This is a genomic window from Sphingomonas sp. LH128, from assembly GCF_000293195.2.
In the GTDB taxonomy this organism is placed as follows: Bacteria; Pseudomonadota; Alphaproteobacteria; order Sphingomonadales; family Sphingomonadaceae; genus Novosphingobium; species Novosphingobium resinovorum_A.
Genome location: NZ_ALVC01000250.1, coordinates 1 through 20,916, shown reverse-complemented (window position 1 = coordinate 20,916; position 20,916 = coordinate 1). Strand labels below are relative to the sequence as shown.

The following is a 20,916-nucleotide window of genomic DNA, read 5'->3' as shown; positions in this document are numbered from 1 at the left end:
CTCAAGCAGGGCAAGGTCGTGGCGCTGGACTGCGTGAACATGGTCAAGGACTACGTGCAGGGCCGCAAGCTGGTCGAGGCGGGCGCCTCGCCTGATGTGGGGCGCCTCGCCGACGCGGGCGTGCCGCTCAAGGAACTGGTCTGACGATGGCGTCGTCCCGGACTTGATCCGGGACCGCTGGCCGTGAACCGCCTTGCTGTCGACAGGGCGCCTTTACCCGAGGTCGCGCCTAAAGACCGCCACCGGTTCCGGATCAAGTCCGGGACGACGTCAGCTTGCCTCTCGCCCATCGCGCCGCATCTGCAACGGCATCGTCTGCATCCGCCAGCAGCGGCTCCACCTGCGCCAGCAGCGCCTTCCGGCCGCTGTTGCCCGCTGCATAGAGGCAGTTGCGCACGAACCGGTCCCGCCCGATCCGCTTGATCGGACTTCCCGAGAACAGCTTGCGAAAGCCAGCATCGTCCAGCGTGAGCAGGTCCGCCAAGTCCGGCGCCGTCAGTTCCGCGCGCGGCAGGAACGCCTTCATCGTATGCGCCGTCTCGGCGAACTTGTTCCACGGGCAGACCGCGAGGCAGTCATCACAGCCGTAGATGCGGTTGCCCAGCCCCTCGCGCATGTCCTCGGGCACCGGCCCCTTGTGCTCGATGGTGAGGTAGCTGACGCAGCGCCGCGCATCGAGGCGGTAGGGCGCCGGGAAGGCGTCCGTCGGGCAGGCGTCCTGGCAGGCCCGGCACGATCCGCAGCGATCGCGCGCCGGGGCCGAGAGCGGCAGGTCCAGCGTCGTGTAGATCTCGCCGAGGAACAGCCATGAACCATGTTCGCGGCTGACGACATTGGTATGCTTGCCCTGCCAGCCGAGCCCTGCGGCAGCGGCGAGCGGCTTTTCCATCACCGGCGCGGTGTCGGTGAAGACCTTCACGCCGACCGGCCCCAGCCCGCGTCTGTCCCCCTCGCTCACCATCCAGCGGGCAAGGTTCTTGAGCGCCTTCTTCACCGTGTCGTGGTAGTCGGCCCCTTGCGCATACGTCGAAATCCGGCCGATGCCGCCTTCCTCCGCCAGTCGCAGCGGGTCGGCGGCAGGCGCATAGCTCATGCCCAGCGCGATGACGCTGCGGGCTTCGGGCCAGAGCCCCTGCGGACTGCGGCGATGGTGCGCGCGCTCCTCCATCCAGCCCATCGAGCCGTGCATCCCCGCTGCCAGCCAGGCGTCAAGCCGCGCCGCTCGGTCCTCGTCCGTCGCGGCCGAAGCCACGCCAAAGGCGCAGAAGCCGAGAGCGCGCGCCTCTCCCTCCACCGCCTCGGCAAAATTGCTTAGGGCGGTCTTAACCGGGACTGCGCCATCAGGGGCGCACGTGCTAGACCCAGGGGGCTTCATGGATGCGCAAGTAGGAGATCCTCGGTTGACCGGCAATGTGTCAGGTTTCGATTGCCCCCTGGCGATCGAGGCGCGGGGGCTCGTCAAGCGGTTCGAGGGGACCACTGCCGTGGGCGGTGTCGACCTCTCGGTGCCGCAGGGCTCGGTCTACGGCATCCTCGGCCCCAACGGTGCGGGCAAGACGACGACGCTGCGCATGCTGCTGGGTATCATCGAGCCCGATTCGGGTTACCGTCGCATTCTCGGCGCCGAGCGGCCGCACGATGTCGCCCACGCCATCGGCTACCTGCCCGAGGAGCGCGGCCTCTACCCGTCCATGAAGGCGACCGAGGCAATCGCCTTTCTCGGCGCGCTGCGGGGCCTGCCGCTGAAGGAAGGCCGTCGCCGCGCGCACGAACTGCTCGAACGGCATGGCCTCGGCTATGCCGCAGGCCGCCAGATTCGCCAGCTTTCCAAGGGCATGGCGCAGCAAGTGCAGATCCTTGGCACGCTGGTCCATCGCCCGCGGCTGGTCATCTTCGATGAGCCGTTCTCCGGCCTCGATGCGCTCAACCAGGGCAAGCTGGAGGCGATGATGCGCGGCCTGGCCGAGGACGGCACCACGGTGATCTTCTCCACCCACGTCATCGCGCATGCCGAGCGCCTGTGCGACGAGGTCGCGATCATCGCGGGAGGTCGCGTCCCGTTCGCGGGGCCGGTCGACGTCGCGCGCGATCGCATCCCCGCGCAGGTCCGGCTCGAAACGCAGGCCGACGAGGGACTGTGGCGCGCTGCCTTGCCGACCGATTCGCGGCGCGAGGGGCGGTACTGGCACTTCGCGCTGCCCGAGGGCGGGATCGAGCCGCTGCTGCGCGCGCTGATCGCGGGGGAGGCGGGCATTCTGTCGCTGTCCATCGAGCGCGCCGGGCTGCACGATGCCTTCGTCGCCATCGCCGGGGAGGCTGCTGCTCGCGCCCTCGAAGCGGAAAAGCCCGAGGAGCCGCGCCGATGAACTTCGATCTTTCCGCGCCCGGTCATCGCGGCCGCCTGTCGATGCTGGCCGCAGCCTGGGTGGTGGCCCGGCGCGACTTCACCGCGATCCTGTTCTCGCGCACGTTCTTTTTCTTCCTGCTGGGCCCGCTGTTCCCGGTGATCGTCGCATTGCTGGCGGGCAGCGTCGGCCAGCGCGTCGATCAGAGCGGCGAGGCGCCCGCGATCGGCGTGGTCATGGTCGAGGCTGACGCGAAGGCGATGGCCCGTACCCGCGATGCACTGGCCGACCGGCTCGGAGGCGGCCTGCCGGACATGCATGTGGTCAAGGACCTGACCCCGGCCGAGCAGGCCGATCCGGGTGTGGTGCTGGCGTCACGCAAGGGTGCTTTCGCAGGCGTGCTGTCGGGCTCTCCCGCCGCGCCGGTGCTGACCGGGCCGGGACCGCTCATCAAGGACTGGCAAGGCGACGTCGCACTGATCGCGGCCGAGGTTCGCGACGGATCGCTGGTAGCATGGCCGCAAGTGAAGCTGGCAAAAACCGCAATATCGGCGCCCGGCGATTTGCGCAGCCGCCTGCGTACGGCTCAGGGCGCGCAGACGCTGCTGTTCCTGCTGACGATGATGCTGGCGGGCATGGTCCTGTCCAACCTCGTCGAGGAAAAGGGCAACAAGATCATCGAGGTGCTGGCTGCCGCGATCCCGATGGAGTCGGTGTTCTTCGGCAAGCTCTTCGCCATGCTCGGCGTGTCGCTGGTCGGCATCGCGGTGTGGGGTAGCGTCGGCGGAGCGATCTACCTGTCGGCGGGATCGGTCGTGGCACTGCCCGAACCGGCGGTCGGCTGGCCGATGCTGGTCGGGCTGGGGGTGATCTACTTCGCGATGGCCTACCTGCTGCTGGGCTCGGTGTTCCTCGCGATCGGCTCGCTGGCGAACACGGTGCGCGAGGTGCAGACGCTGTCGATGCCGGTGACGATGATGCAGCTTATGCTGTTCTTCTTCGCCACTTACGCGATGACCCAACCGGGCAGCGCGGTCGAGATGCTGGCGGTGGTCCTGCCGTTCAGCTCGCCCTTCGCGATGCTGGCCCGCGCTGCGCAGGAGCCGGCGCTCTGGCCGCACGTCGCGGCGCTTGGGTGGCAGGTGATGTGGGTGGTGCTGCTGGTGCGCGGCGGCTCGATGCTGTTCCGCAGGCGGGCGATGAAGTCGGGGCCACAGGGGGCAGGTCGCAAGTGGTGGCGGTGCGTCGTTTCCAAAGGCTAGCGGGCGCCCGCTTCCTGCATGTGGAAGGCGCGGACCGCCAGTTCCTCGAGGCTCATCAGCTGGCGGAAAACGATGCCGTAGGAGGGGTGCCGACGCCAGCACACGGTGGCCTCGAACTCGGGCATGAGCGCTGAGCTGATGCGCAAATGCTGCCCGATCGCGAGATAGTGTTCGGTCTCGATCCCGGCGCCCTGGCGCGAGAGATCGCGCACCTTGGCGACCGAAGTTTCCCCCGCGATCGTCACCTGCACCGGATGGCCGACGCAGACGCGGATCGGGCGCTTGGGGTAGGGACCGGCCTCGGCGATGAAGCGCTGGGCCTCGATCGGGACGTCGAAGCGGAAGCCCGCTTCCCCGCCGTTCTCCCAGACCTTCTCGACCGCAAGCCGTTCCCCGGCCGCGCTTTCGAGGGCCAGGCGACGTTCGGCGGCGAGCGAGTGGAACAGGCGCAGCTTCACGCCGGTCTCGGACACGTCGCGCACGATGCAGAGGTATTCGCCATGCGCCCCGATCAGCTTCGCGGCGCGCAGCAGCAAGGCGAAGCGCGGACTGGCGCGCTGGTCCTCGTAGCTCGGCTTGCTGCCGGCGGACAGGCTTTCCGGGAAGGACATGCGAAAGATCACCCCTAAGTACCCATGCCGTGGCGTCCGGACGATACCATGGAAGGTGGGTACTTAGTAATTGATACCAGTTCTCAAGTTACGCATTTGTAAACGCAAACGATTGAACAAGATTCGCTCGCCGAATAAATACGTAGTATTCGTCGGTATCGAAAATCTGGTGCGGGCGGCGGGACTCGAACCCGCACTGGAATCCCAAGCGGATTTTAAGTCCGCAGCGTCTACCATTCCGCCACGCCCGCACGGCCCGGCTGGGCGTGGCAGCGTCTAGCCGCCTGTGAGCGGCGGCGCAATCTTCTGAACGCGGTCTTCTATTCCCCGACGTTGAGGCGGACGCGCATTTCCTTGCCGGGCTTGAAGTAGGGGACGCGCTTTTCCGGCACTTCGACGCTTTCGCCGGTGCGCGGGTTGCGGCCCTTGCGGCCGTCGCGGTGGCGGGTGGAGAAGGCGCCGAACCCGCGCAGTTCCACGCGCCCGCCGTCGGCCAGGCGCTGGCTGATTTCTTCGAAGAAGGTATCGACGGCGCGTTCGACGTCCTCGGCACGCAGTTCCGGGTTGTCCTTGGCCAGTACCTGAAGCAGTTCGGACCTGATCATCGAGACTTTCCCCCAAAAAACGTGCCCATGGCGGCCGGGTGTTAAAAATTGTTCACCCGCACGCCGAAACAGAAAATTACGTTAGGCCTCCCCGTGGCCTGTCGTGAAAATGCCACCAGCGTGCGCTTCGCGCAATGCCTCGCGTGAGATGCGCAAAAGTGATCATTTGAGCGCGGGGTGAGCACCATCCGTGGCAAGGCGAACCCATTTACAGAGTAAAATAGGGCGCTAACTTCCTGTTCCTTCACGCGCGGCCTGTCGGGGCGTGGGATCAAGAACCAAAGCAAACACAAACATTCAGGGCGCGAAGGCATCAGCACCATGAAAGACATGTCACTCTGGACGGAAGGGGACTGGATCGGCGCCGCAGGCGCGGTCTTCCTCTTCGCCGTGCTCGCCGTGGGCGGCATCATCGCCACCCGCAAGAGCGAGGAATTCGCCGGCCACCCACGCGGCCTCTTCGTACTGTTCTATGCCGAGATGTGGGAGCGTTTCTCCTATTACGGCATGCGGGCGCTGCTGATCCTCTACCTCGTCAAGTTCTGGCTGTTCTCGGACGGCCAGTCGAACCTCATCTACGGCGCCTATACCAGCCTCGTCTACATCACCCCGGTGCTGGGCGGCTACATCGCCGACCGCTGGCTGGGGCAGAGGAAGGCCGTGCTGTTCGGCGGCATCGTGCTCGCGGTGGGCCACCTGTTCATGGCCTACGAGGGCCTGCAGGGCGTCACCGATCCGGCGACGAAGCAGGGCGACCCGGCGATCAACGTGTTCTGGTTCGCACTGGCGCTGATCATCGTCGGCTCGGGCTTCCTCAAGGCGAACATCGCGGTCATCGTCGGACAGCTCTACAAGATGACCGACACCCGGCGCGATGCGGCGTACACGATCTTCTACATGGGCGTGAACACCGGCGCCACGCTCGGTACGATCCTCGTCGGCTATCTGGGTGAGACGATCGGCTGGTCCTGGGGCTTCGGGCTGGCCGGTATCGGCATGGCGCTGGGGCTCGTCATCTTCGTGATCGGCAAGCCGGCGCTCAAGGGGCGGGGTGAGCCCCCCAAGCCGCTGGCATGGAAGCGGGAAATGGGGCTTTACGGCATAGCGCTGGCTGCGGTCGGGGTCATCTGGATGCTCATCCAATATGTCGATGTGATCCAGAATCTGCTGATCGTCTCGGGTACGGCCATGTTGCTCTTCACCCTGTGGGAAGCCTCGAAGCTGCCCAAGGAGGCGCGTGAACGGATTTATGCGATCATCTTCCTGGTGGCCCTTAACCCGATCTTCTGGGGGCTTTTCGAGCAGGCAGGCGGATCGCTGAGTCTCTATACCGACAAGTTCGTCGATCGCGGCGGCGTGCCGACCAGCCTGTTCCAGTCGATCAACCCGATATATATCGTGCTGTTCGGTCCCATCTTCGCGGGGCTATGGGCCTGGCTAGGCAAGAAGGGGCTGGAGCCGAGCGCGCCCGCCAAGTTCGCACTGGCACTGGCGCAGGTCGGCCTCGGCTTCCTCCTCTTCGTCTGGGGCGCGGGCAGCGGCGATCCTGCGGTGATGACCTCGGTGATCTTCGTCTTCCTGATCTACCTGCTGCACACGACCGGCGAGCTATGCCTGTCACCCGTCGGCCTTTCCGCGATGACCCGCCTTTCGCCGCTGCACCTCGGCAGCTTCATCATGGGGGCATGGTATTACATGACCGCCGTGGGCAACTTCGTCGCAGGCAAGATCGGTGAGGCCACCGGTGGTGAAACCGGCACGATGGACAAGGCGCTGACCCTCTCGATCTATGCCAAGATCGGCTGGGTCACGCTGGGCGTTGCGGTCGTGGTGCTGGCGCTTTCGCCGATCGTGAAGCGCTGGATGCATATTGATACGCTGGAGGACCGAGGCATGGACGCCGATCTTGCCGGACGCGCCGAGATTGGACTGGAAGCTCACGAGGCAGGTTTCCATCCGGCGATGAAGAACTGAAGAATGACTGACCGGCCCGGGGCGCTCCCCCGGGCCGGTTTCGTATTGCAACAGGGGAAATTGCGAATGAGCGAAACGCCTTGGAAGCGGCGTCTGTGGTGTGGTCTGGCTATAAGCGCCGCGCTCGTGATGACGACGCAGGCCGCCGACGCGAAGAAGAAGGACAAGGACGCCAAGTCCGGTCCGGCGCCCTATGCCTCGACTTACAAGCCCTATCGGGGGCGCCCGACGGCGCTGGTGGGCGCGACGGTCTATGACGGGCGCGGTGGCCGGATCGACAACGGCACCGTCCTGTTCGAGAACGGCAAGGTCGTCGCCGTGGGCGCAGCGGACCTTCCGATTCCAGCCGGTTACGACCGTGTGGAGGGTTCCGGCAAGTTCGTGACGCCCGGCGTGATCGACATCCACTCGCACCTCGGCGTCTATCCCAGCCCTTCGGTCGATGCGCTGTCGGACGGCAACGAGATGACCTCGCCCACGACGCCCGACGTCTGGGCCGAGCACTCGGTCTGGCCGCAGGACCCCGGTTTCACGCGGGCGCTCATCAATGGCGGCGTCACCACGCTGCAGATTCTCCCTGGTTCCGGCAACCTCATCGGCGGGCGGGCGGTAACGCTCAAGAACGTGCCGAGCCGCACCGTGCAGGGCATGAAGTATCCGGGAGCGCCCTATTCGCTGAAGATGGCCTGCGGCGAGAACCCCAAGCGGGTCTATGGCGCCAGGAACCAGAAGCCCATGACTCGCATGGGGAATTTCTCCGTCGACCGGCAGGCGTGGATCGATGCGAAGCAGTACATGGACGGCGACCATGCCGAGCGCGATCTTGGCAAGGACACCCTCGAAGGCGTGCTGAAGGGCGAGATTCTCGTTCAGAATCATTGCTATCGCGCGGACGAGATGGCGCAGGTCCTCGATATGGCCAAGGAGATGGGCTACAAGGTCACCGCCTTCCACCATGCGGTCGAGGCCTACAAGATCGGCGATTTGCTCAAGGCCAACGATGTCTGCGCCGCGATCTGGGCGGACTGGTACGGCTTCAAGATGGAAGCCTACGACGGAATCCCTGAAAACGCTGCACTTTTGGCCAAGCAGGGAGCCTGCGTGGTGATCCATTCCGATGATGAGAATGGCATCCAGCGGCTCAATCAGGCGGCGGCGCGGGCGCAGGCGGCGGGGCGGCGGATCGGAGTGGACGTGCCCGACGGGCAGGTCGTCGGCTGGTTCACCTACAATGCCGCCAAAGCCATGGGAATCGGGGATAAAACCGGCAGTCTGGAGGTCGGGAAGATGGCCGACGTGGTGCTGTGGAACGGCAACCCGCTGTCGGTCTATTCGCGCCCGGAGAAGGTCTGGTCGGACGGCGCGCTGCTCTACGACGCCGATGACCCCAAGCGGAAGCCAGTCAGCGATTTCGAGCTTGGCCAGCCCGGCGAAGGAGACGTGAAATGAAGCGCCTGATCCTCGCCATGCTGCTCGGCGCCGCGCCGATTTCCGTTTCTGCTCAGGACTTTGCCATCACCAACGCGACCGTCGGCATCGGCGACGGCAGCGCCCCGATCGAACACGCAACCGTCGTCGTCCGGGCTGGAAAGATCGTTTCGGTAGGACGGGACACGGCGGCACCGGGCGGCACCCAAGTGGTGGATGGAACGGGCAAGTGGGTCACACCAGGCCTGTTCTCCGCCGTCACCGACCTCGGCTTGTGGGACGTCGAAGCGGTCGACGACAGCAACGACACCTCGGCCGAAAAGTCCCCCTTCAACGCCGCGCTCGACGTCGCGACCGCGCTCAACCCTTCCAGCGAACACATCGCCGTCAGCCGCGAAGGGGGCGTCACCCGCGCCAGCGTGACTCCGTTCAACGGCGGCTCGATCTTTGCCGGGCAGGGCGCGGTGATCGACCTCGGCAGGGACGCCGCGATTCTCATGAAGCCGCGCGCTTTCCAGTATGTCGAACTGGGTGAAAGCGGGGCGAAGCTCGCAGGCGGCAGCCGCGTCGCCGCCCACACCGCGCTGCGCAATGCCCTGCGCGAAGCCCGCGAGGTCGCCGCGCTTCCCGCAGGGGCGCAGCGACAGGGCGACGTCCTCCTCACCCGCGCAGATGCCGCCGCGCTGGGCAAGGTGATCGAAGGCACGCAGGCGCTCTATGTCGGCGTCGAACGCGCTTCCGACATCCGTAATGTCCTCGCGCTCAAGGCCGAGTTCCCGAAACTCGACCTCGTTCTCGTCGGCGCCACCGAAGGCTGGCTCGTCGCGCCGGAGATCGCGGCGGCCAAAGTCCCCGTTATCACGATGCCGATGCGCGACCTGCCCTCTGCCTTCGAGGCGCTGGCGGCGACCATGTCCAACGTCGGGCGCATGAAGAAGGCGGGCGTGAAGGTCGCCATCGGGCTGTTCGAAGGCGGCAACCAGCCCCGCAATGCCACCGAGCAGGCCGGCAACCTCGTCGCCCTGACGAAGATCCCCGGCGCCTCGGGCCTCACCTGGGGCGAAGCGCTGGCGGCGATCACCTCGATCCCGGCCGAGATCAGCGGGTTCGGCGGCGCTAACGGTGGAGTTCGGGCAGGCGTCCTCGCCCCCGGCGCGGTGGGTGATGTCGTGCTGTGGGACGGCGACCCGCTCGAACTGTCCTCCGCGCCGGTCTCGGTGTGGATCGACGGGGTCAAGCAACCGACAGAGAGCCATCAGGCGCGGCTGCGCGAACGGTACAAGGATCTGGACGAGACTTATCTGCCCAAGGCTTACGACTGGTAATTGAGCAGGTTAAGGCAGGGGGCCATCGCCCCCTGCACCCCCGTTACCGGCGACGTCGTGCGCCGCAGCGGCGACTGTGTTCGCATTGCGACGAAGGGGTGGTTTAAACACATGTCATTGTGCTCTAGAGGTCGATCGATGGGACGCCCTGCGGCATTGCATGGCCTCCTTCCACGGTTCCGTATGCCTGCGCACGGTTCCCCCTATGCCGCACGAAGAAAGTCCACGACCGAACAATGGAATCGTCCGATCTCACCCTTGAAGATCTCGGTTGGAGAGAGGCTTTCAGCAGCCAGTTGACAGCTGACGAACGGGGCGGCGATCTGTGCCCGGTGCGGGTCATGGCGGTCCATCGCGGCTGGATCGAGATCGCCGGCAGCGGGCTGGGCGGCATGATCCCCTCCGCGCTGCCATCGTCGGACGGGCCGGTGGACCGCGCCACTGCCGGTGACTGGCTGATCGTCGACCGCGTGAAGATGGAGTCGGTGCGCGTCCTCGACCGGATCAACCTGTTCCAGCGGCAGGCCCCGGCCGACCAGCGCCGCGTGCAGCTGATCGCGGCGAACGTCGACACGCTGTTCGTCGTGACCTCGTGCAACCAGGACTTCAATGTGGCGCGGCTCGAACGCTACCTCGTCATGGCGGGGGAGGTCGGAGTGACGCCGGTAGTGGTGCTCACCAAGATCGATCTTGCCGATGCGCCGGAACGCTATCTGGAGATGGCCCGTGCGCTCCGGCCCGGTCTGCAGGTGGAGATGGTCAACGGCCGCGATCCCGACAGCGTCGCGCGGCTGGCCCGGTATTGCGGCAAAGGCGATACGGTGGCGCTGCTCGGGTCTTCCGGCGTCGGCAAGTCCACCATGATCAACGGTCTGCGCGGATCGGCCGACATCGTCACCCAGCCCGTTCGCGAAATCGACGGCAAGGGGCGGCATACGACGACCTCCCGGCAGTTGCACCGTCTCGATGGCCCCTTCGCGGCGGCGCTTGGAGGCGGCTGGCTGGTCGATACGCCGGGCATGCGCGAGCTTCACCTGCCCGAAGCCGCCACCGGGATCGCCGAAGTGTTCGATGACATTACGGCGCTGACGCTGGAATGCCGCTTCACCAATTGCACCCACGGTGCGGAGCCCGGCTGCATGGTGCAGGCGATGCTGCAGAACGGCACGCTGGAGCCGGAAAGGCTGGAGCGGTGGCGCAAGCTGGTCCTCGAAGACGCTGAAAGCACACAGAATGCCACCACGGGCCGCCCCGGCCCGACGCACGCCCGCAAAAGGAAGAAGACGAATGGCTGACCTCTATCTCAAGGCCCTGGAATCCGAGCGCAGGAGCCTTTGGGCCGAATGCCGGTTGAAGGGCCTTGCAAAGGGAACGCCCGAGCGGCTGCGGATCGCCGAACTCGACAAGCTGCTGGCCGAACACAAGGCGAAGAAGGCCGGCTGAGCGTCCAGAGGCGCGGCGATGGTTGCCTTGCCTGTCATCTCCGCCGTCGCGGGGATGACGGCAGGGGAGAGTTGAGAAGTGGGACGTGCCCATCCACAAATCCCTCGTCACCCTGAACTTGTTTCAGGGTCTATCAGGCCGCCGACCCTGATCTTTAAGCAGTAAGCCGAGAGTGCGGTTCGCGCCGCTATGCTTCGGTCCTGGTTCGCCCGGTGGATCCTGAAACAAGTTCAGGATGACGAAGCGGGTCTGGCCAGCTTCTTGGATCGACCACAGGCGTTCAGAGTGTTGAAGATATGGACGCAGGGCCGAAAGCCGGCATAGACGCCGCTGCACGCGCGACGACGACGCTACCGGGGTCTGGGGCGATGGCCCCAGGCTATTCTTTTCTAGAACGAAATCGCCCTGCCTTCGGAAGGCGAGTTAAGCCCGCGCCTCGTTCACGCCTGCGCTGTTGTGCCGCAGCGCCTTCAGCACCGTATTGACGATCTGCGGCGCGTTCAGGCCCGCTTCGTCGTACTGGGTTTCGGGCTTGTCGTGGTCCTGGAAGGTGTCGGGCAGGCGCATGGTGCGAATCTTCAGTCCGGCGTCGGTCAGGCCTTCGTCGCTGGCCATCGTCAGAACGTGGGCGCCGAGGCCGCCGATGGACCCTTCCTCCACGGTCACCACGACCTCGTGGGACAGCATCAGGCGGCGGATGAGGTCGGTGTCGAGGGGCTTGGCGAAGCGCAGGTCGGCCACGGTGGTGGACAGGCCCTTGGCCTCCAACTGGTCGGCCGCCTTGAGGGCTTCGCCGAGGCGGGTGCCGAGCGACAGGAGGGCGACCTTGGTGCCTTCGCGCACGATCCGGCCCTTGCCGATCTCCAGCAGCTGCGGCGTTTCGGGCAGGGCGGCGCCGGTGCCGTTGCCGCGCGGGTAGCGGAAGGCGATGGGGCCAGCGTCGTACTGCGCGGCGGTGTGGACCATGTGGACCAGTTCGGCTTCGTCGGCCGCGGCCATGACCACCATGTTGGGCAGGGTGGCAAGGTAGGTGACGTCGAACGAGCCGGCGTGGGTGGCGCCGTCCGCGCCGACGAGCCCGGCGCGGTCGATGGCGAAGCGCACGGGAAGGTTCTGGATCGCCACGTCGTGCACGACCTGATCGAAGGCGCGCTGCAGGAACGTCGAGTAGATCGCGCAGAACGGGCGCATCCCCTGCGCGGCGAGGCCCGCCGCGAAAGTGACGGCGTGCTGTTCGGCGATACCGACGTCAAAGCTGCGTTCGGGGAACATCTGCGCAAACTTGTCGAGCCCGGTGCCGGACGGCATCGCGGCGGTGATCGCGCAGATAGTGGCGTCCTTTTCCGCTTCGGCGACGAGGGCCTTGGCGAACGTGCCGGTGTAGCTGGGCGGCCCGGCGGGGGCCTTGGCCTGCTCGCCGGTGACGACGTCGAACTTCTGGACGCCGTGGTACTTGTCGGCGGCGCTTTCGGCGGGGCCGTAGCCCTTGCCCTTCTGCGTCACGACATGGACGAGGATCGGGCCTTCGCCCGCGTCGCGCACGTTTTCCAGTACCGGGACGAGGGCGTCGAGGTCGTGGCCGTCGATCGGGCCGACGTAGTAGAAGCCAAGTTCCTCGAACAGGGTGCCGCCCATGGCCATGCCGCGCGCGAATTCGTCGGTCTTCTTGGCGGCGAGGTGCAGCGGGCGCGGCAGCTTGCGGGCGAACTTGCGGGCGAGTTCGCGCAGGCCCAGAAACTGGCCCGAGGAGACCAGCCGCGCGAGGTAGGCCGAGAGGCCGCCGACCGGCGGGGCGATCGACATGTCGTTGTCGTTGAGGATGACGACGAGGCGGTTGCCAGCCTCGCGCGCGTTGTTCATCGCCTCGTAGGCCATGCCGGCGCTCATCGCGCCGTCGCCGATCACGGCGATGCCGCGTCCGGGCTGGCCCTTGATCTTGCTGCCCATCGCAAAGCCGAGCGCGGCGGAGATCGAGGTGGAGCTGTGGGCGGTGCCGAAGGGGTCGTACTCGCTTTCGGACCGCTTGGTGAAGCCGGACAGGCCGCCGCCCTGGCGAAGGGTGCGGATACGGTCGCGGCGGCCGGTCAGGATCTTGTGCGGGTAGGCCTGATGGCCGACGTCCCAGATCAGGCGGTCGACGGGCGTGTCGAAGACATAGTGGATCGCCACGGTCAGTTCGACCACGCCGAGGCCGGAACCGAGGTGGCCGCCGGTCTGACCCACGGCCGAGATCATCTCGGTCCGCAGTTCGTCGGCGAGCTGGCGCAGCTGCGCGGGCTTGAGCCTGCGCAGGTCATCGGGAGTCGAAACCGTGTCGAGCAAAGGAGTGGCCGGATTGGCGTTCATTTGTCGGCCCCTTACACCTTTGAGACTTGCGTGTCGATTGACCGTGACTGTTAATCTGCGTCAAGAGCAGGCGATTGGAATGAAAGGGGATACAATGGCGATCGTTCCTGAGGCACGCGCGATTACGTTCATCTCTACGACCGACCGCGCGCGGGCCGAAGCGTTCTATGGCGATGTCCTGGAACTGCCGGAACTGTCGCTGGACGAGTACGCGACGATCTACGACATGGGCGGCGGGGCGATCCTGCGGCTGACCTCGAATCGGGAATGGGAATCGCACGAGTATACCGTGCTCGGCTGGTCGATCCCCGATATCGAGACGACGATGGCGCAATTGCGTGCGAAGGGGGTTGAGTTCCTCGTGTTCGATGAGGAGAATCAGGACGTAGGGGGGCTCTGGACGTCGGTGGACGGCGCGATGAAGGCCGCGTGGTTCCGCGATCCCGACGGCAACCTGCTCAGCCTGACACAGACGGGCTGAACGATTTTCTCCCCTCCGACATTGCTTCGCTACGCTCGCAATGACGACGAACAGGTTCAGCTACACTGCCTTAGCTACACTGCGCGCAGATGCCGCGCAGTTCCACGACCGGGCGCACGTCGGCGAAGCCCGCGCTTTTGGCGGCGGCGATGAGGGCGCCGGTCAGCTTGTCGTCGTCGATGTGGACGGCCTGGCCGCAGCTGTCGCAGATCAGGAAGATGCAGTCGTGCTGGCAACCCGGGTGGCTGTTGGCGACATAGGCATTGGCGCTCTCGACCCGGCGGGCGAGGTTGGTGCGCACGAACAGGTCGAGGATGCGGTAGACGCTGTTGGGCGCCACCCGCTTGCCGCGCAGCGCCGAGACGCTTTCGGCAAGGTCGTAGGCGGAGGCGGGGCGTTCGCGCTCGGCGAGGGCGCCGAAGACGTCGGCGCGCATCTCGGTCCACTGCTCGCCCGCTTCGACGAGGGCGTTGCGGGCGGCCGATACCAGGCTGTCGCCGGAATGTTCGTGGTGATGATGGTTGCCGGACATGGCGCCCATATGGGGGCTGTCGGACAGCTATGCAATCAGTCTGCCTGTGCGGCCTGCGCGGGCGGCACGAGATCGTTCGAGAGCGGCGAGACATGGCCGATACCCATCGCGCCGATCACCAGCAGCGCGCCACCGGCGAAGCCGAAGGCGAAGTAGCGGTAGAAGTCGGCCTTGAAGATACCCATGACGTCTGCTTTCGAATTGTCTCTTGGAGGAGCGGCGCGGAGCCGCTCGGAAAATGTGTGGTGCCCCTTTGGCCGCAAATGGGTTGCCGTCCAGTGAACGGAACCGTTAACTGTGCATTTGTCGACGAACGGTTGATCGCACGCGATGAACGGCCGGAACGTTTGGCCTCAGTGCGCGTAAGCTGCAGCCACAGACATCGCTACCAGAACCAGCACCGGCAGGGCCGCGCAACCGAAAGGCAGGGCGGCGGCTCCCAGCGCACTCAGCGGAGAGTTCAGGCGGCCGAGCCTGAGAAGCACTGCTGCAAGGGTTAGTCCGGCAAGGAAGCCGACGACGACGAGGGGGCCGAGTCCGGTTACCATCATCGTCGCTGCTTCTCCTCGGGTTACTGGGTTACCCTTAGTGCTTGAAATGGCGCATGTTCGTAAAGACCATTGCAAGACCGGCCTCGTCGGCGGCGGCAATAACCTCGTCGTCGCGGATCGAGCCGCCCGGCTGGATCACTGCGGTCGCACCCGCCTCGGAAGCAGCGAGCAGGCCGTCGGCGAAGGGGAAGAAGGCGTCCGACGCCACCGCCGAGCCCACCGTGCGGGCCGCGTCCCAGCCGAACTTCTCGGCGGCTTCGGCGGCCTTCATCGCGGCGATGCGCGAGGAATCGCGGCGGTTCATCTGGCCTGCGCCAATGCCGGCGGTGACGCCGTCCTTCGCATAGACGATCGCGTTCGACTTGACGTGGCGGGCCACGGTCCAGGCGAACAGGCAGTCGGCCAGTTCCCGATCGGTCGGCGCGCGCTTCGTCACGACCTTGAGGTCGTCGAAACTGATGGCGCCGTTGTCGCGGCCCTGCACCAGCAGACCGCCGGTGATCTGGCGCACGGTCAGGCCAGCGCGGCGCGGATCCGGCAGGTCGCCGGTCAGCAGCAGGCGCAGGTTCTTCTTCCTGGCGAAGAAGGCGCGCGCTTCCTCGTCGGCGTCGGGGGCGACGACGACTTCGGTGAAGATCTTGCAGATCGCCTCGGCGGTCGGGCCGTCGAGCGTCTGGTTGACGGCAACGATGCCGCCGAACGCCGAGACGTCATCACAGGCCAGCGCGCCTTCCCAGGCGCCCAGCAGCGTATCGCCCTGAGCGACGCCGCAGGGGTTGGCATGCTTGACGATGACGACGGCGGGCTTCTGGCCCCGGAACTCTGCGGCGAGTTCGAGCGCGGCGTCGGCGTCGTTGTAGTTGTTGTAGGACAGTTCCTTGCCCTGCACCTGCTCGGCCTGCGCCAGCCCCTTGGTGAAGGGGCCGACCGGCGTGTAGAGCGCGGCCTTCTGGTGCGGGTTCTCGCCATAGCGCAGCGTGGTCGAGAGGCGGCCGTTGACGCTGAGCATTTCCGGGAATTCAAGGCCCTGGTCGGCGAAGGCGAACCACTGGGAGATCATCGAATCGTAGGCGGCGGTCTGCGCATAGGCGCGCGCGGCCATCAGCTTGCGGAAGCCCAGCGTGGTGCAGCCGTCGGTCGCTTCCAGTTCGACCATCAGGCCCTCGTAGTCCTTGGGGTCGGTGATGATGGTGACGAAGGCGTGGTTCTTGGCCGCCGAGCGCACCATCGAGGGGCCGCCGATGTCGATGTTCTCGATGATCTCGTCGCGGCTGGCGCCCTTGGCTACGGTCGCCTCGAACGGGTAGAGGTTGACGACGACGAGATCGATCGCGCCGATGGCATGCTCGGCCATGGCGGCGGCGTGCTCGGGGTTGTCACGTACGGCGAGGAGGCCGCCGTGGACCATCGGGTGCAGCGTCTTGACGCGGCCGTCCATCATCTCGGGGAAGCCGGTGATGTCGGAGATGTCCTTCACCGCCAGGCCCGCATCGCGCAGCGCCTTGGCGGTGCCGCCGGTCGAGACCAGTTCGACGCCCCGGTCGCTGAGCACCTTGCCCAGTTCGGCAAGGCCGGTCTTGTCGGACACGGACAACAAGGCGCGGCGGATCTGGACGGAATCGGTCATGAGGCGGGCTTCCCTGGCGAGTGGCTCTTTGCGCGCGCCCTTAGGACGGCAGGGCCACGGGGGCAAGGGCGGGGCGGTTTTCCGGGCCGTAGAGCGGTCAGGACGGCGAAGGAGCGTTAACCTCTGGCACGCGGGTTTTCGGGTAGGCCGTTGGGGCAGCACGGGGAAACCCGAGTTCCCGCTGCAGCAAGGGGGAGATTATCATTGATATAAAGACTGCAATCCTAATCATCATGGCGTGCTTCGCCTTCACGACGCTTGTTCTCAAGATCGTGGAGAAGGGCCGTAACAAGTGATGACGGGCGGGGGATGGGCTGGCACCCGTCCCCGAAACGGCGAGAGGCGCGCTACTGGCATAGCGCGCCTCTCGCCGTTTCTGAGGTGATTTATCATCAATGTTCAGACTGCGCATTCGATATACACCGCCTGGTGCATGCCTTCAAGTCGTGCGCTTGCTCAATTCATTTTCTTGATGATCCATCCGAAAGTCCCGCCGCCGCGCGAGACCATGCCCTGCACGACGATCTGCTGCGTCGCCTGCGGGCGGCCCTGACCATCGACCCACAGCGAATCCTCGACCGTCATCTCGCCCTCGTCGGTGGCGGAGCGGAACTGCCAGTAGCTGCCGTCGGGCAGCGAGAGCCCGGCGCCCTTGCCGTCGGCGGTGAGGTTGACGTCCACCTCCGGGCCGAGGTGGAAGCGGATCGCGAAGCCCACCTTGCCGCGCTTGCCCTTCTTGCCGGCCGGCAGCAGCAGGTCTTCGCCGCGCAGTTCGCTGCCGTCGTCGCGCAGCATCAGGATGCGCCGGTGGGTCAGGCCATAGCGGGTGGCGTAGCCGTTGTGGCTGGCCTCCAGCCGGGTGGCGTTGGAGCCGCTCTCCTGCGGAAGGGTCTTGCGATCGACCGCCACTTCGGTGACGCCGGAGCCGATCATGCCGTTTATGAGGACGGCCGTGGAATTCGCATCATCGAGGGTCAGCGTCGAGTGCGCCGCCGTCGCCCGCAAGCCCTGCTCAAGCCGGACGGGAACCAGCCCGCCGCCGCTCGCCGCGCCGCCGCAGTTGACGACGATGCGATGCGGCCCGTGGGAGAACTCGAAGGCGAGCGTCGAGGCGCAGCCGAAGCGGGCCTGGGCGGGCATCGGCGGCGGCGCGGTGTCGAACTGCAGGATCGACTTGTGTGCTGAAACGCGCTGGTAGCCCCATTGGCGCACGTCGCGTAGGGGGCGGGTGCGCACGCCGCTGGCATGGATCAGCGCCTCTACGTCCGCGCCATCGACGGCCCAGCCGCCCTGCCACGAACCAAGGCCGCCGTCGCCGTGCGTTAGCGCCAGCAGCGGCGGCACCAGCAGTTCGACCACGCGCTCAACGGCAGGCGGGGCATCGCGGCGGGTGGCGTGATAGCAGCCGCGCAGCCGCACCAGCAGCGCGATCGCTTCCATCTGTGCGAGCGGGCTGCGCGACAGGACGCCGCCGTCGTCGCCCATCAGTTCGCCGAGCGCCTTGATGAGGCCGGCCTCGCCATAGAGGCGGCGGGGGCGGCCGTCGGGCAGCAGCAGTCCGGCGGCAACGATGCCGACCCAGCCCGCCACTTCGGCAAGACCGTCCTCGGCATTGGTGACGTGGCGGTCGAGCCAGCGCGCGGTCGCGGCGATATGCGCCAGCGTGCGGATGCGCAGCGCCTTCTCGCCCGAGAGGATCAGCGGGGCATGGGCGAGCCAGTTGGCGAGGCGCGCGCCGGTGTTGCCCACGCTCCACGCGGGGCCCTTACCCTGCTTGGCGGGCGGCTTGGGGTTGGCCTGGAGCCAAGCCATGAGCACGCGTTCCGCCACCGGCGCGGCCTGTTCGCGCGCGGCGCAGGCTTCAAGGTCGGTGAGCCAGGAGAAGGAATGGACCACCTTCTCCAGCGGCGGCGTGACCCGCGCGGCACCGGCGAAGTCGACCTGTGCGATCGGCGTCTTGGCGCCGTGGACGAGGAAGTGCCCGGCCCGGATCGCGGTGCCTGCCGCGCGGCTGCCGGGCAGGGTGTTGTTGACGGTCGCCAGCAGGCGGGTGCGCGCCTTCTTGCCCATCGGCCCGGACAGCATCGCGCCGGGCACGCCCATGCGATAGGCCATGCGGATTAGCCGCTCGCCCACGCCCACGGACGGCGGCGAGAAATCGACCAGCGCCAGCGCACGGCCGGGCTCGATGTGGGGCGTTTCGGCCGGAGCGGGCGCGCGGTTGTCAGCAATTCCGGTCACCACACCCTCCTCAGTCTCACGCGACAGGGGAAGCGCCCGGGCGTTGTCCGGGTTCCATGCCGCCGGGCTGAAGCGGGTGTCGGCGCCCATGCCTTATTCGAGGCCCTTGAGGGTCTTGATGTTCGCCGCGTACTGCGACGGCCCGCCCTTGAAGGTCGCGGAGCCCGCCACCAGCACGTCGGCACCGGCCGAGACGCACAGCGGCGCGGTCTTGGCATCGACGCCGCCATCGACTTCGAGGCGGATATCGCGGCCTGACTTGTCGATCATCTTGCGTACGGCCTCGATCTTGCGAAGCTGGCTGGAGATGAAGCTCTGGCCGCCGAAGCCGGGGTTGACGCTCATGATGAGGACTAGGTCGATGTCGTCGACCAGGTAGTCGAGCATTTTGGCCGGCGTCGCCGGGTTCAGCGAGATACCAGCCTTCTTGCCGAGGTTGTGGATCGTCTGCACCGTGCGGTGGACGTGCGGCCCGGCCTCGGGGTGGACGGTGATGTAGTCCGCGCCCGCGTCCGCGAAGGCTTCGAGGTAGGCGTCGACCGGGGAGATCATCAGGTGGACGTCGAAGGGCTTGGCGCTGTGTGGGCGAAGGGCCTTCACCACGGCCGGGCCGATGGTGATGTTGGGCACAAAGTGGCCGTCCATGACGTCGACGTGGATCCAGTCGCAGCCTGCCTCGTCGATGGCGCGCACTTCCTCTCCGAGCCGGGCGAAGTCGGCGGACAGGATCGAAGGGGAAATCAGCGGAATTGTCATGGCGGGAAACGAACGCTCCTTTTCCCAGCGATACGCCACTACATCTTGGGGCGACAAGCGTATGGGGGTGCGTTTTCCACACGCGATCTTGTGGCAAGACGCGTGGAGCGGCGTTTGCGGCGGGGTTGCGACGGGCCGGGGCTTTCGCGTGGTGGAACAGAAAGTTCAGTGCGCATTCACCGCTTTTCGGGCACTTGGGCACCACAAGAGGGTTCAGGCTGTCCGATAGCCGTGGACCCAGTAGACGGAAAAGAGATGATCAAGACCAACGCCTTGCTTCGCCGTACCAGCACCGCCGCCGCGCTTGTCGCGATGGCCGGTCTCGCCGCGCCGGTTCCGGCGCTGGCCCAATATCGCAACGAGATCCCCAACGAGATGCGCCGCTGCCAGTCCGACAAGGGGCCGGCGATGATGGTCACCGTGGATGGCATCAAGTCGTCCTCGGGCAAGGTGCGCGTCCAGTCCTACCGCGCGACTTCGGGCGAGTGGCTGGTCAAGGGCAAGTGGCTCTCGCGCATCGAGGTTCCGGCCCGCGCCGGGTCCATGACCTTCTGCGTGCCGCTTCCGGCCTCGGGCACATACGGCGTCGCGGTGCGCCATGACGTCAACGGCAATGGCGAGACCGATATCCGCACCGATGGTGGTGCGATGTCGAACAACCCGTCGATCAACATCTTCAACCTTGGCAAGCCCAGCTACACCAAGGTCGGCGTGCCGGTGGGCGAGGGCGTGAAGTCGATCCGGATCCAGATGAAGTACATGTAAATCCCGGTCAGGCCCGCGTCGGGGCTGACATTTCTATGCGCAGTTCGCTCGCCCGGGCGAAGAGGTCGAGGATTACGGGGTCGCGTTCGCGCGTGCGGATCGCGGCCTCGAAATGCACGTGATGGCGGGGGCGCGGCAGCACCTCGCGCAAGTCTCCCGCGGCGAGGCGGTCGTGCACCATGGTCTCGGGCAGAACGGCGGCGCCCTGGCCGCTCGCGACGATCTCGATGAGGGTGCGCACGTTGTTGCAGGTGTGCAGCGCGCGCGGGACGATGCCGTGGCCCTCCAGCGTCTCGTGCGTCACCGCGTGGAGCGGCGAGTGATCGGGCAGGGACCAAACCGGCAGCGCCTTCGCGAAACCGCCGTCTTGCGCCACTTCGGCACCCGCGCACCATACCAGTTCCACCGAGCCGATCGAGGCGGTGCGCATCCCCGGGCTCGCTACCGGCCCGGCGAGGAAGACGATGTCGCGCGTGCCCGCCAGCAATTGCTGGAGCAGCGGTGCGGTGAGGTCGATCTCGATCTCCATGGCGACGCCGGGACGGTCGCGCTCGATGGCCTGGATAAAGGCGGGCAGGCAACTGGCTGCGGCGATCTCGCCCGAGCCGATGCGCACGGCGGCGG

21 protein-coding genes and 1 tRNA gene are annotated in these 20,916 nt (G+C 66.4%); 10 read left to right on the top strand and 12 right to left on the bottom strand.

Translation table 11 applies throughout. From position 1 onward, the window contains the following. On the top strand, positions 1-144 hold a 144-nt coding region (locus LH128_RS32360), incomplete at its 5' end, for an oxidoreductase C-terminal domain-containing protein (RefSeq protein WP_008831413.1). Positions 145-253: 109 nt separating this feature from the next. Here LH128_RS32360 and queG read toward each other — a convergent pair. Further along, positions 254-1,294 (bottom strand): tRNA epoxyqueuosine(34) reductase QueG, encoded by a 1,041-nt coding sequence (gene queG, locus LH128_RS19555; RefSeq protein WP_008831412.1) that lies wholly within the window; start codon positions 1,292-1,294, stop codon positions 254-256. 79 nt (positions 1,295-1,373) lie between these two features. On the opposite strand from queG, the gene LH128_RS19550 reads away from it, so the two are divergent. Then, positions 1,374-2,366 carry an ABC transporter ATP-binding protein gene (locus LH128_RS19550; protein WP_051211538.1) on the top strand — a complete coding sequence of 331 codons (993 nt, stop codon included), beginning with the start codon at positions 1,374-1,376 and terminating at the stop codon, positions 2,364-2,366. Beyond that, the gene (locus LH128_RS19545; RefSeq protein WP_008831410.1) at positions 2,363-3,607 is read left to right on the top strand and encodes an ABC transporter permease; all 1,245 of its coding nucleotides are present in this window, start codon (positions 2,363-2,365) and stop codon (positions 3,605-3,607) included. Before LH128_RS19550 ends, LH128_RS19545 begins: the two co-directional genes overlap by 4 nt. Here the strand turns inward: LH128_RS19545 and LH128_RS19540 are convergent. From LH128_RS19540 to LH128_RS19530, 3 genes are all read right to left on the bottom strand, one after another. Then, a complete protein-coding gene (locus LH128_RS19540; protein WP_008831409.1) occupies positions 3,604-4,218 on the bottom strand; it encodes a PilZ domain-containing protein in 615 nt (204 codons plus the stop codon). The two genes, LH128_RS19545 and LH128_RS19540, sit on opposite strands and share 4 nt — an antisense overlap. A 167-nt stretch (positions 4,219-4,385) precedes the next feature. Beyond that, positions 4,386-4,469, bottom strand: a tRNA-Leu gene (locus LH128_RS19535). 69 nt (positions 4,470-4,538) lie between these two features. Beyond that, a complete protein-coding gene (locus LH128_RS19530; protein WP_008831408.1) occupies positions 4,539-4,823 on the bottom strand; it encodes an integration host factor subunit beta in 285 nt (94 codons plus the stop codon). 321 nt (positions 4,824-5,144) lie between these two features. Between LH128_RS19530 and LH128_RS19525 the strand changes: the two genes are divergently transcribed. The 5 genes from LH128_RS19525 to LH128_RS33610 all read left to right on the top strand — a co-directional run bounded on the left by LH128_RS19525 (position 5,145) and on the right by LH128_RS33610 (position 10,993). Then, a complete protein-coding gene (locus tag LH128_RS19525; protein WP_008831407.1) occupies positions 5,145-6,797 on the top strand; it encodes a peptide MFS transporter in 1,653 nt (550 codons plus the stop codon). A 66-nt stretch (positions 6,798-6,863) separates the two neighbouring features. Next, a complete protein-coding gene (locus tag LH128_RS19520; RefSeq protein ID WP_008831406.1) occupies positions 6,864-8,246 on the top strand; it encodes an amidohydrolase in 1,383 nt (460 codons plus the stop codon). Next, positions 8,243-9,550 carry an amidohydrolase gene (locus LH128_RS19515; RefSeq protein WP_008831405.1) on the top strand — a complete coding sequence of 436 codons (1,308 nt, stop codon included), beginning with the start codon at positions 8,243-8,245 and terminating at the stop codon, positions 9,548-9,550. The genes LH128_RS19520 and LH128_RS19515 overlap by 4 nt, the downstream gene beginning before the upstream one ends. A 296-nt stretch (positions 9,551-9,846) precedes the next feature. Further along, positions 9,847-10,845, top strand: coding sequence for a ribosome small subunit-dependent GTPase A (rsgA, locus tag LH128_RS19510; protein ID WP_327195219.1), 999 nt, complete (start codon positions 9,847-9,849; stop codon positions 10,843-10,845). Beyond that, positions 10,838-10,993, top strand: a complete 156-nt coding sequence (locus tag LH128_RS33610) for a hypothetical protein (protein WP_172705113.1) — start codon at positions 10,838-10,840, stop codon at positions 10,991-10,993. The genes rsgA and LH128_RS33610 overlap by 8 nt, the downstream gene beginning before the upstream one ends. A 423-nt stretch (positions 10,994-11,416) precedes the next feature. On the opposite strand, the gene dxs is transcribed toward LH128_RS33610, so the two are convergent. Continuing rightward, positions 11,417-13,339: a 1-deoxy-D-xylulose-5-phosphate synthase gene (dxs, locus tag LH128_RS19505; protein ID WP_008831403.1), complete on the bottom strand. Its 1,923-nt coding sequence runs from the start codon at positions 13,337-13,339 to the stop codon at positions 11,417-11,419. Positions 13,340-13,433: 94 nt separating this feature from the next. Here dxs and LH128_RS19500 point away from each other — a divergent pair, with 94 nt between their 5' ends. After that, positions 13,434-13,820, top strand: a complete 387-nt coding sequence (locus LH128_RS19500) for a VOC family protein (protein WP_008831402.1) — start codon at positions 13,434-13,436, stop codon at positions 13,818-13,820. A gap of 70 nt (positions 13,821-13,890) precedes the next feature. Here the strand turns inward: LH128_RS19500 and LH128_RS19495 are convergent, their stop codons facing one another. The 6 genes from LH128_RS19495 to rpe form a co-directional block, all read right to left on the bottom strand. Next, positions 13,891-14,352, bottom strand: coding sequence for a Fur family transcriptional regulator (locus LH128_RS19495; protein ID WP_037520396.1), 462 nt, complete (start codon positions 14,350-14,352; stop codon positions 13,891-13,893). A gap of 35 nt (positions 14,353-14,387) precedes the next feature. Further along, positions 14,388-14,537 carry a hypothetical protein gene (locus LH128_RS33605; RefSeq protein ID WP_008831400.1) on the bottom strand — a complete coding sequence of 50 codons (150 nt, stop codon included), beginning with the start codon at positions 14,535-14,537 and terminating at the stop codon, positions 14,388-14,390. A gap of 168 nt (positions 14,538-14,705) precedes the next feature. Then, positions 14,706-14,903 (bottom strand): hypothetical protein, encoded by a 198-nt coding sequence (locus tag LH128_RS33600; protein WP_008831399.1) that lies wholly within the window; start codon positions 14,901-14,903, stop codon positions 14,706-14,708. 34 nt (positions 14,904-14,937) lie between these two features. Continuing rightward, on the bottom strand, positions 14,938-16,530 hold the full coding sequence (gene purH, locus LH128_RS19490) for a bifunctional phosphoribosylaminoimidazolecarboxamide formyltransferase/IMP cyclohydrolase (protein ID WP_008831398.1): 1,593 nt from the start codon (positions 16,528-16,530) through the stop codon (positions 14,938-14,940). Between the two features lie 456 nt (positions 16,531-16,986). Further along, positions 16,987-18,861, bottom strand: a complete 1,875-nt coding sequence (locus LH128_RS19485; RefSeq protein WP_008831397.1) for a heparinase II/III family protein — start codon at positions 18,859-18,861, stop codon at positions 16,987-16,989. Positions 18,862-18,864: 3 nt separating this feature from the next. Then, positions 18,865-19,527: a ribulose-phosphate 3-epimerase gene (gene rpe, locus LH128_RS19480; protein ID WP_008831396.1), complete on the bottom strand. Its 663-nt coding sequence runs from the start codon at positions 19,525-19,527 to the stop codon at positions 18,865-18,867. A 255-nt stretch (positions 19,528-19,782) separates the two neighbouring features. Between rpe and LH128_RS19475 the strand changes: the two genes are divergently transcribed. Further along, entirely contained in the window at positions 19,783-20,292 is a 510-nt protein-coding gene (locus LH128_RS19475; protein ID WP_008831395.1) for a DUF2141 domain-containing protein, read from the top strand. Positions 20,293-20,299: 7 nt separating this feature from the next. Here LH128_RS19475 and LH128_RS19470 read toward each other — a convergent pair. Beyond that, positions 20,300-20,916 (bottom strand): substrate-binding domain-containing protein (locus tag LH128_RS19470; RefSeq protein WP_008831394.1); only part of this gene is annotated, 617 nt, incomplete at its 5' end.

Excerpts from the sequence above, each read along its gene's own strand:
- LH128_RS19550 (WP_051211538.1), top strand. The coding sequence starts at position 1,374 with ATGGATGCGCAAGTAGGAGATCCTCGGTTGACCGGCAATGTGTCAGGT.
- LH128_RS19545 (WP_008831410.1), top strand. The coding sequence starts at position 2,363 with ATGAACTTCGATCTTTCCGCGCCCGGTCATCGCGGCCGCCTGTCGATG.
- LH128_RS19540 (WP_008831409.1), bottom strand. The coding sequence starts at position 4,218 with ATGTCCTTCCCGGAAAGCCTGTCCGCCGGCAGCAAGCCGAGCTACGAG.
- LH128_RS19530 (WP_008831408.1), bottom strand. The coding sequence starts at position 4,823 with ATGATCAGGTCCGAACTGCTTCAGGTACTGGCCAAGGACAACCCGGAA.
- LH128_RS19525 (WP_008831407.1), top strand. The coding sequence starts at position 5,145 with ATGAAAGACATGTCACTCTGGACGGAAGGGGACTGGATCGGCGCCGCA.
- LH128_RS19520 (WP_008831406.1), top strand. The coding sequence starts at position 6,864 with ATGAGCGAAACGCCTTGGAAGCGGCGTCTGTGGTGTGGTCTGGCTATA.
- LH128_RS19515 (WP_008831405.1), top strand. The coding sequence starts at position 8,243 with ATGAAGCGCCTGATCCTCGCCATGCTGCTCGGCGCCGCGCCGATTTCC.
- LH128_RS33610 (WP_172705113.1), top strand. The coding sequence starts at position 10,838 with ATGGCTGACCTCTATCTCAAGGCCCTGGAATCCGAGCGCAGGAGCCTT.
- dxs (WP_008831403.1), bottom strand. The coding sequence starts at position 13,339 with ATGAACGCCAATCCGGCCACTCCTTTGCTCGACACGGTTTCGACTCCC.
- LH128_RS19500 (WP_008831402.1), top strand. The coding sequence starts at position 13,434 with ATGGCGATCGTTCCTGAGGCACGCGCGATTACGTTCATCTCTACGACC.
- LH128_RS19495 (WP_037520396.1), bottom strand. The coding sequence starts at position 14,352 with ATGTCCGGCAACCATCATCACCACGAACATTCCGGCGACAGCCTGGTA.
- LH128_RS33605 (WP_008831400.1), bottom strand. The coding sequence starts at position 14,537 with ATGGGTATCTTCAAGGCCGACTTCTACCGCTACTTCGCCTTCGGCTTC.
- LH128_RS33600 (WP_008831399.1), bottom strand. The coding sequence starts at position 14,903 with ATGATGGTAACCGGACTCGGCCCCCTCGTCGTCGTCGGCTTCCTTGCC.
- purH (WP_008831398.1), bottom strand. The coding sequence starts at position 16,530 with ATGACCGATTCCGTCCAGATCCGCCGCGCCTTGTTGTCCGTGTCCGAC.
- LH128_RS19485 (WP_008831397.1), bottom strand. The coding sequence starts at position 18,861 with ATGGGCGCCGACACCCGCTTCAGCCCGGCGGCATGGAACCCGGACAAC.
- rpe (WP_008831396.1), bottom strand. The coding sequence starts at position 19,527 with ATGACAATTCCGCTGATTTCCCCTTCGATCCTGTCCGCCGACTTCGCC.
- LH128_RS19475 (WP_008831395.1), top strand. The coding sequence starts at position 19,783 with ATGATCAAGACCAACGCCTTGCTTCGCCGTACCAGCACCGCCGCCGCG.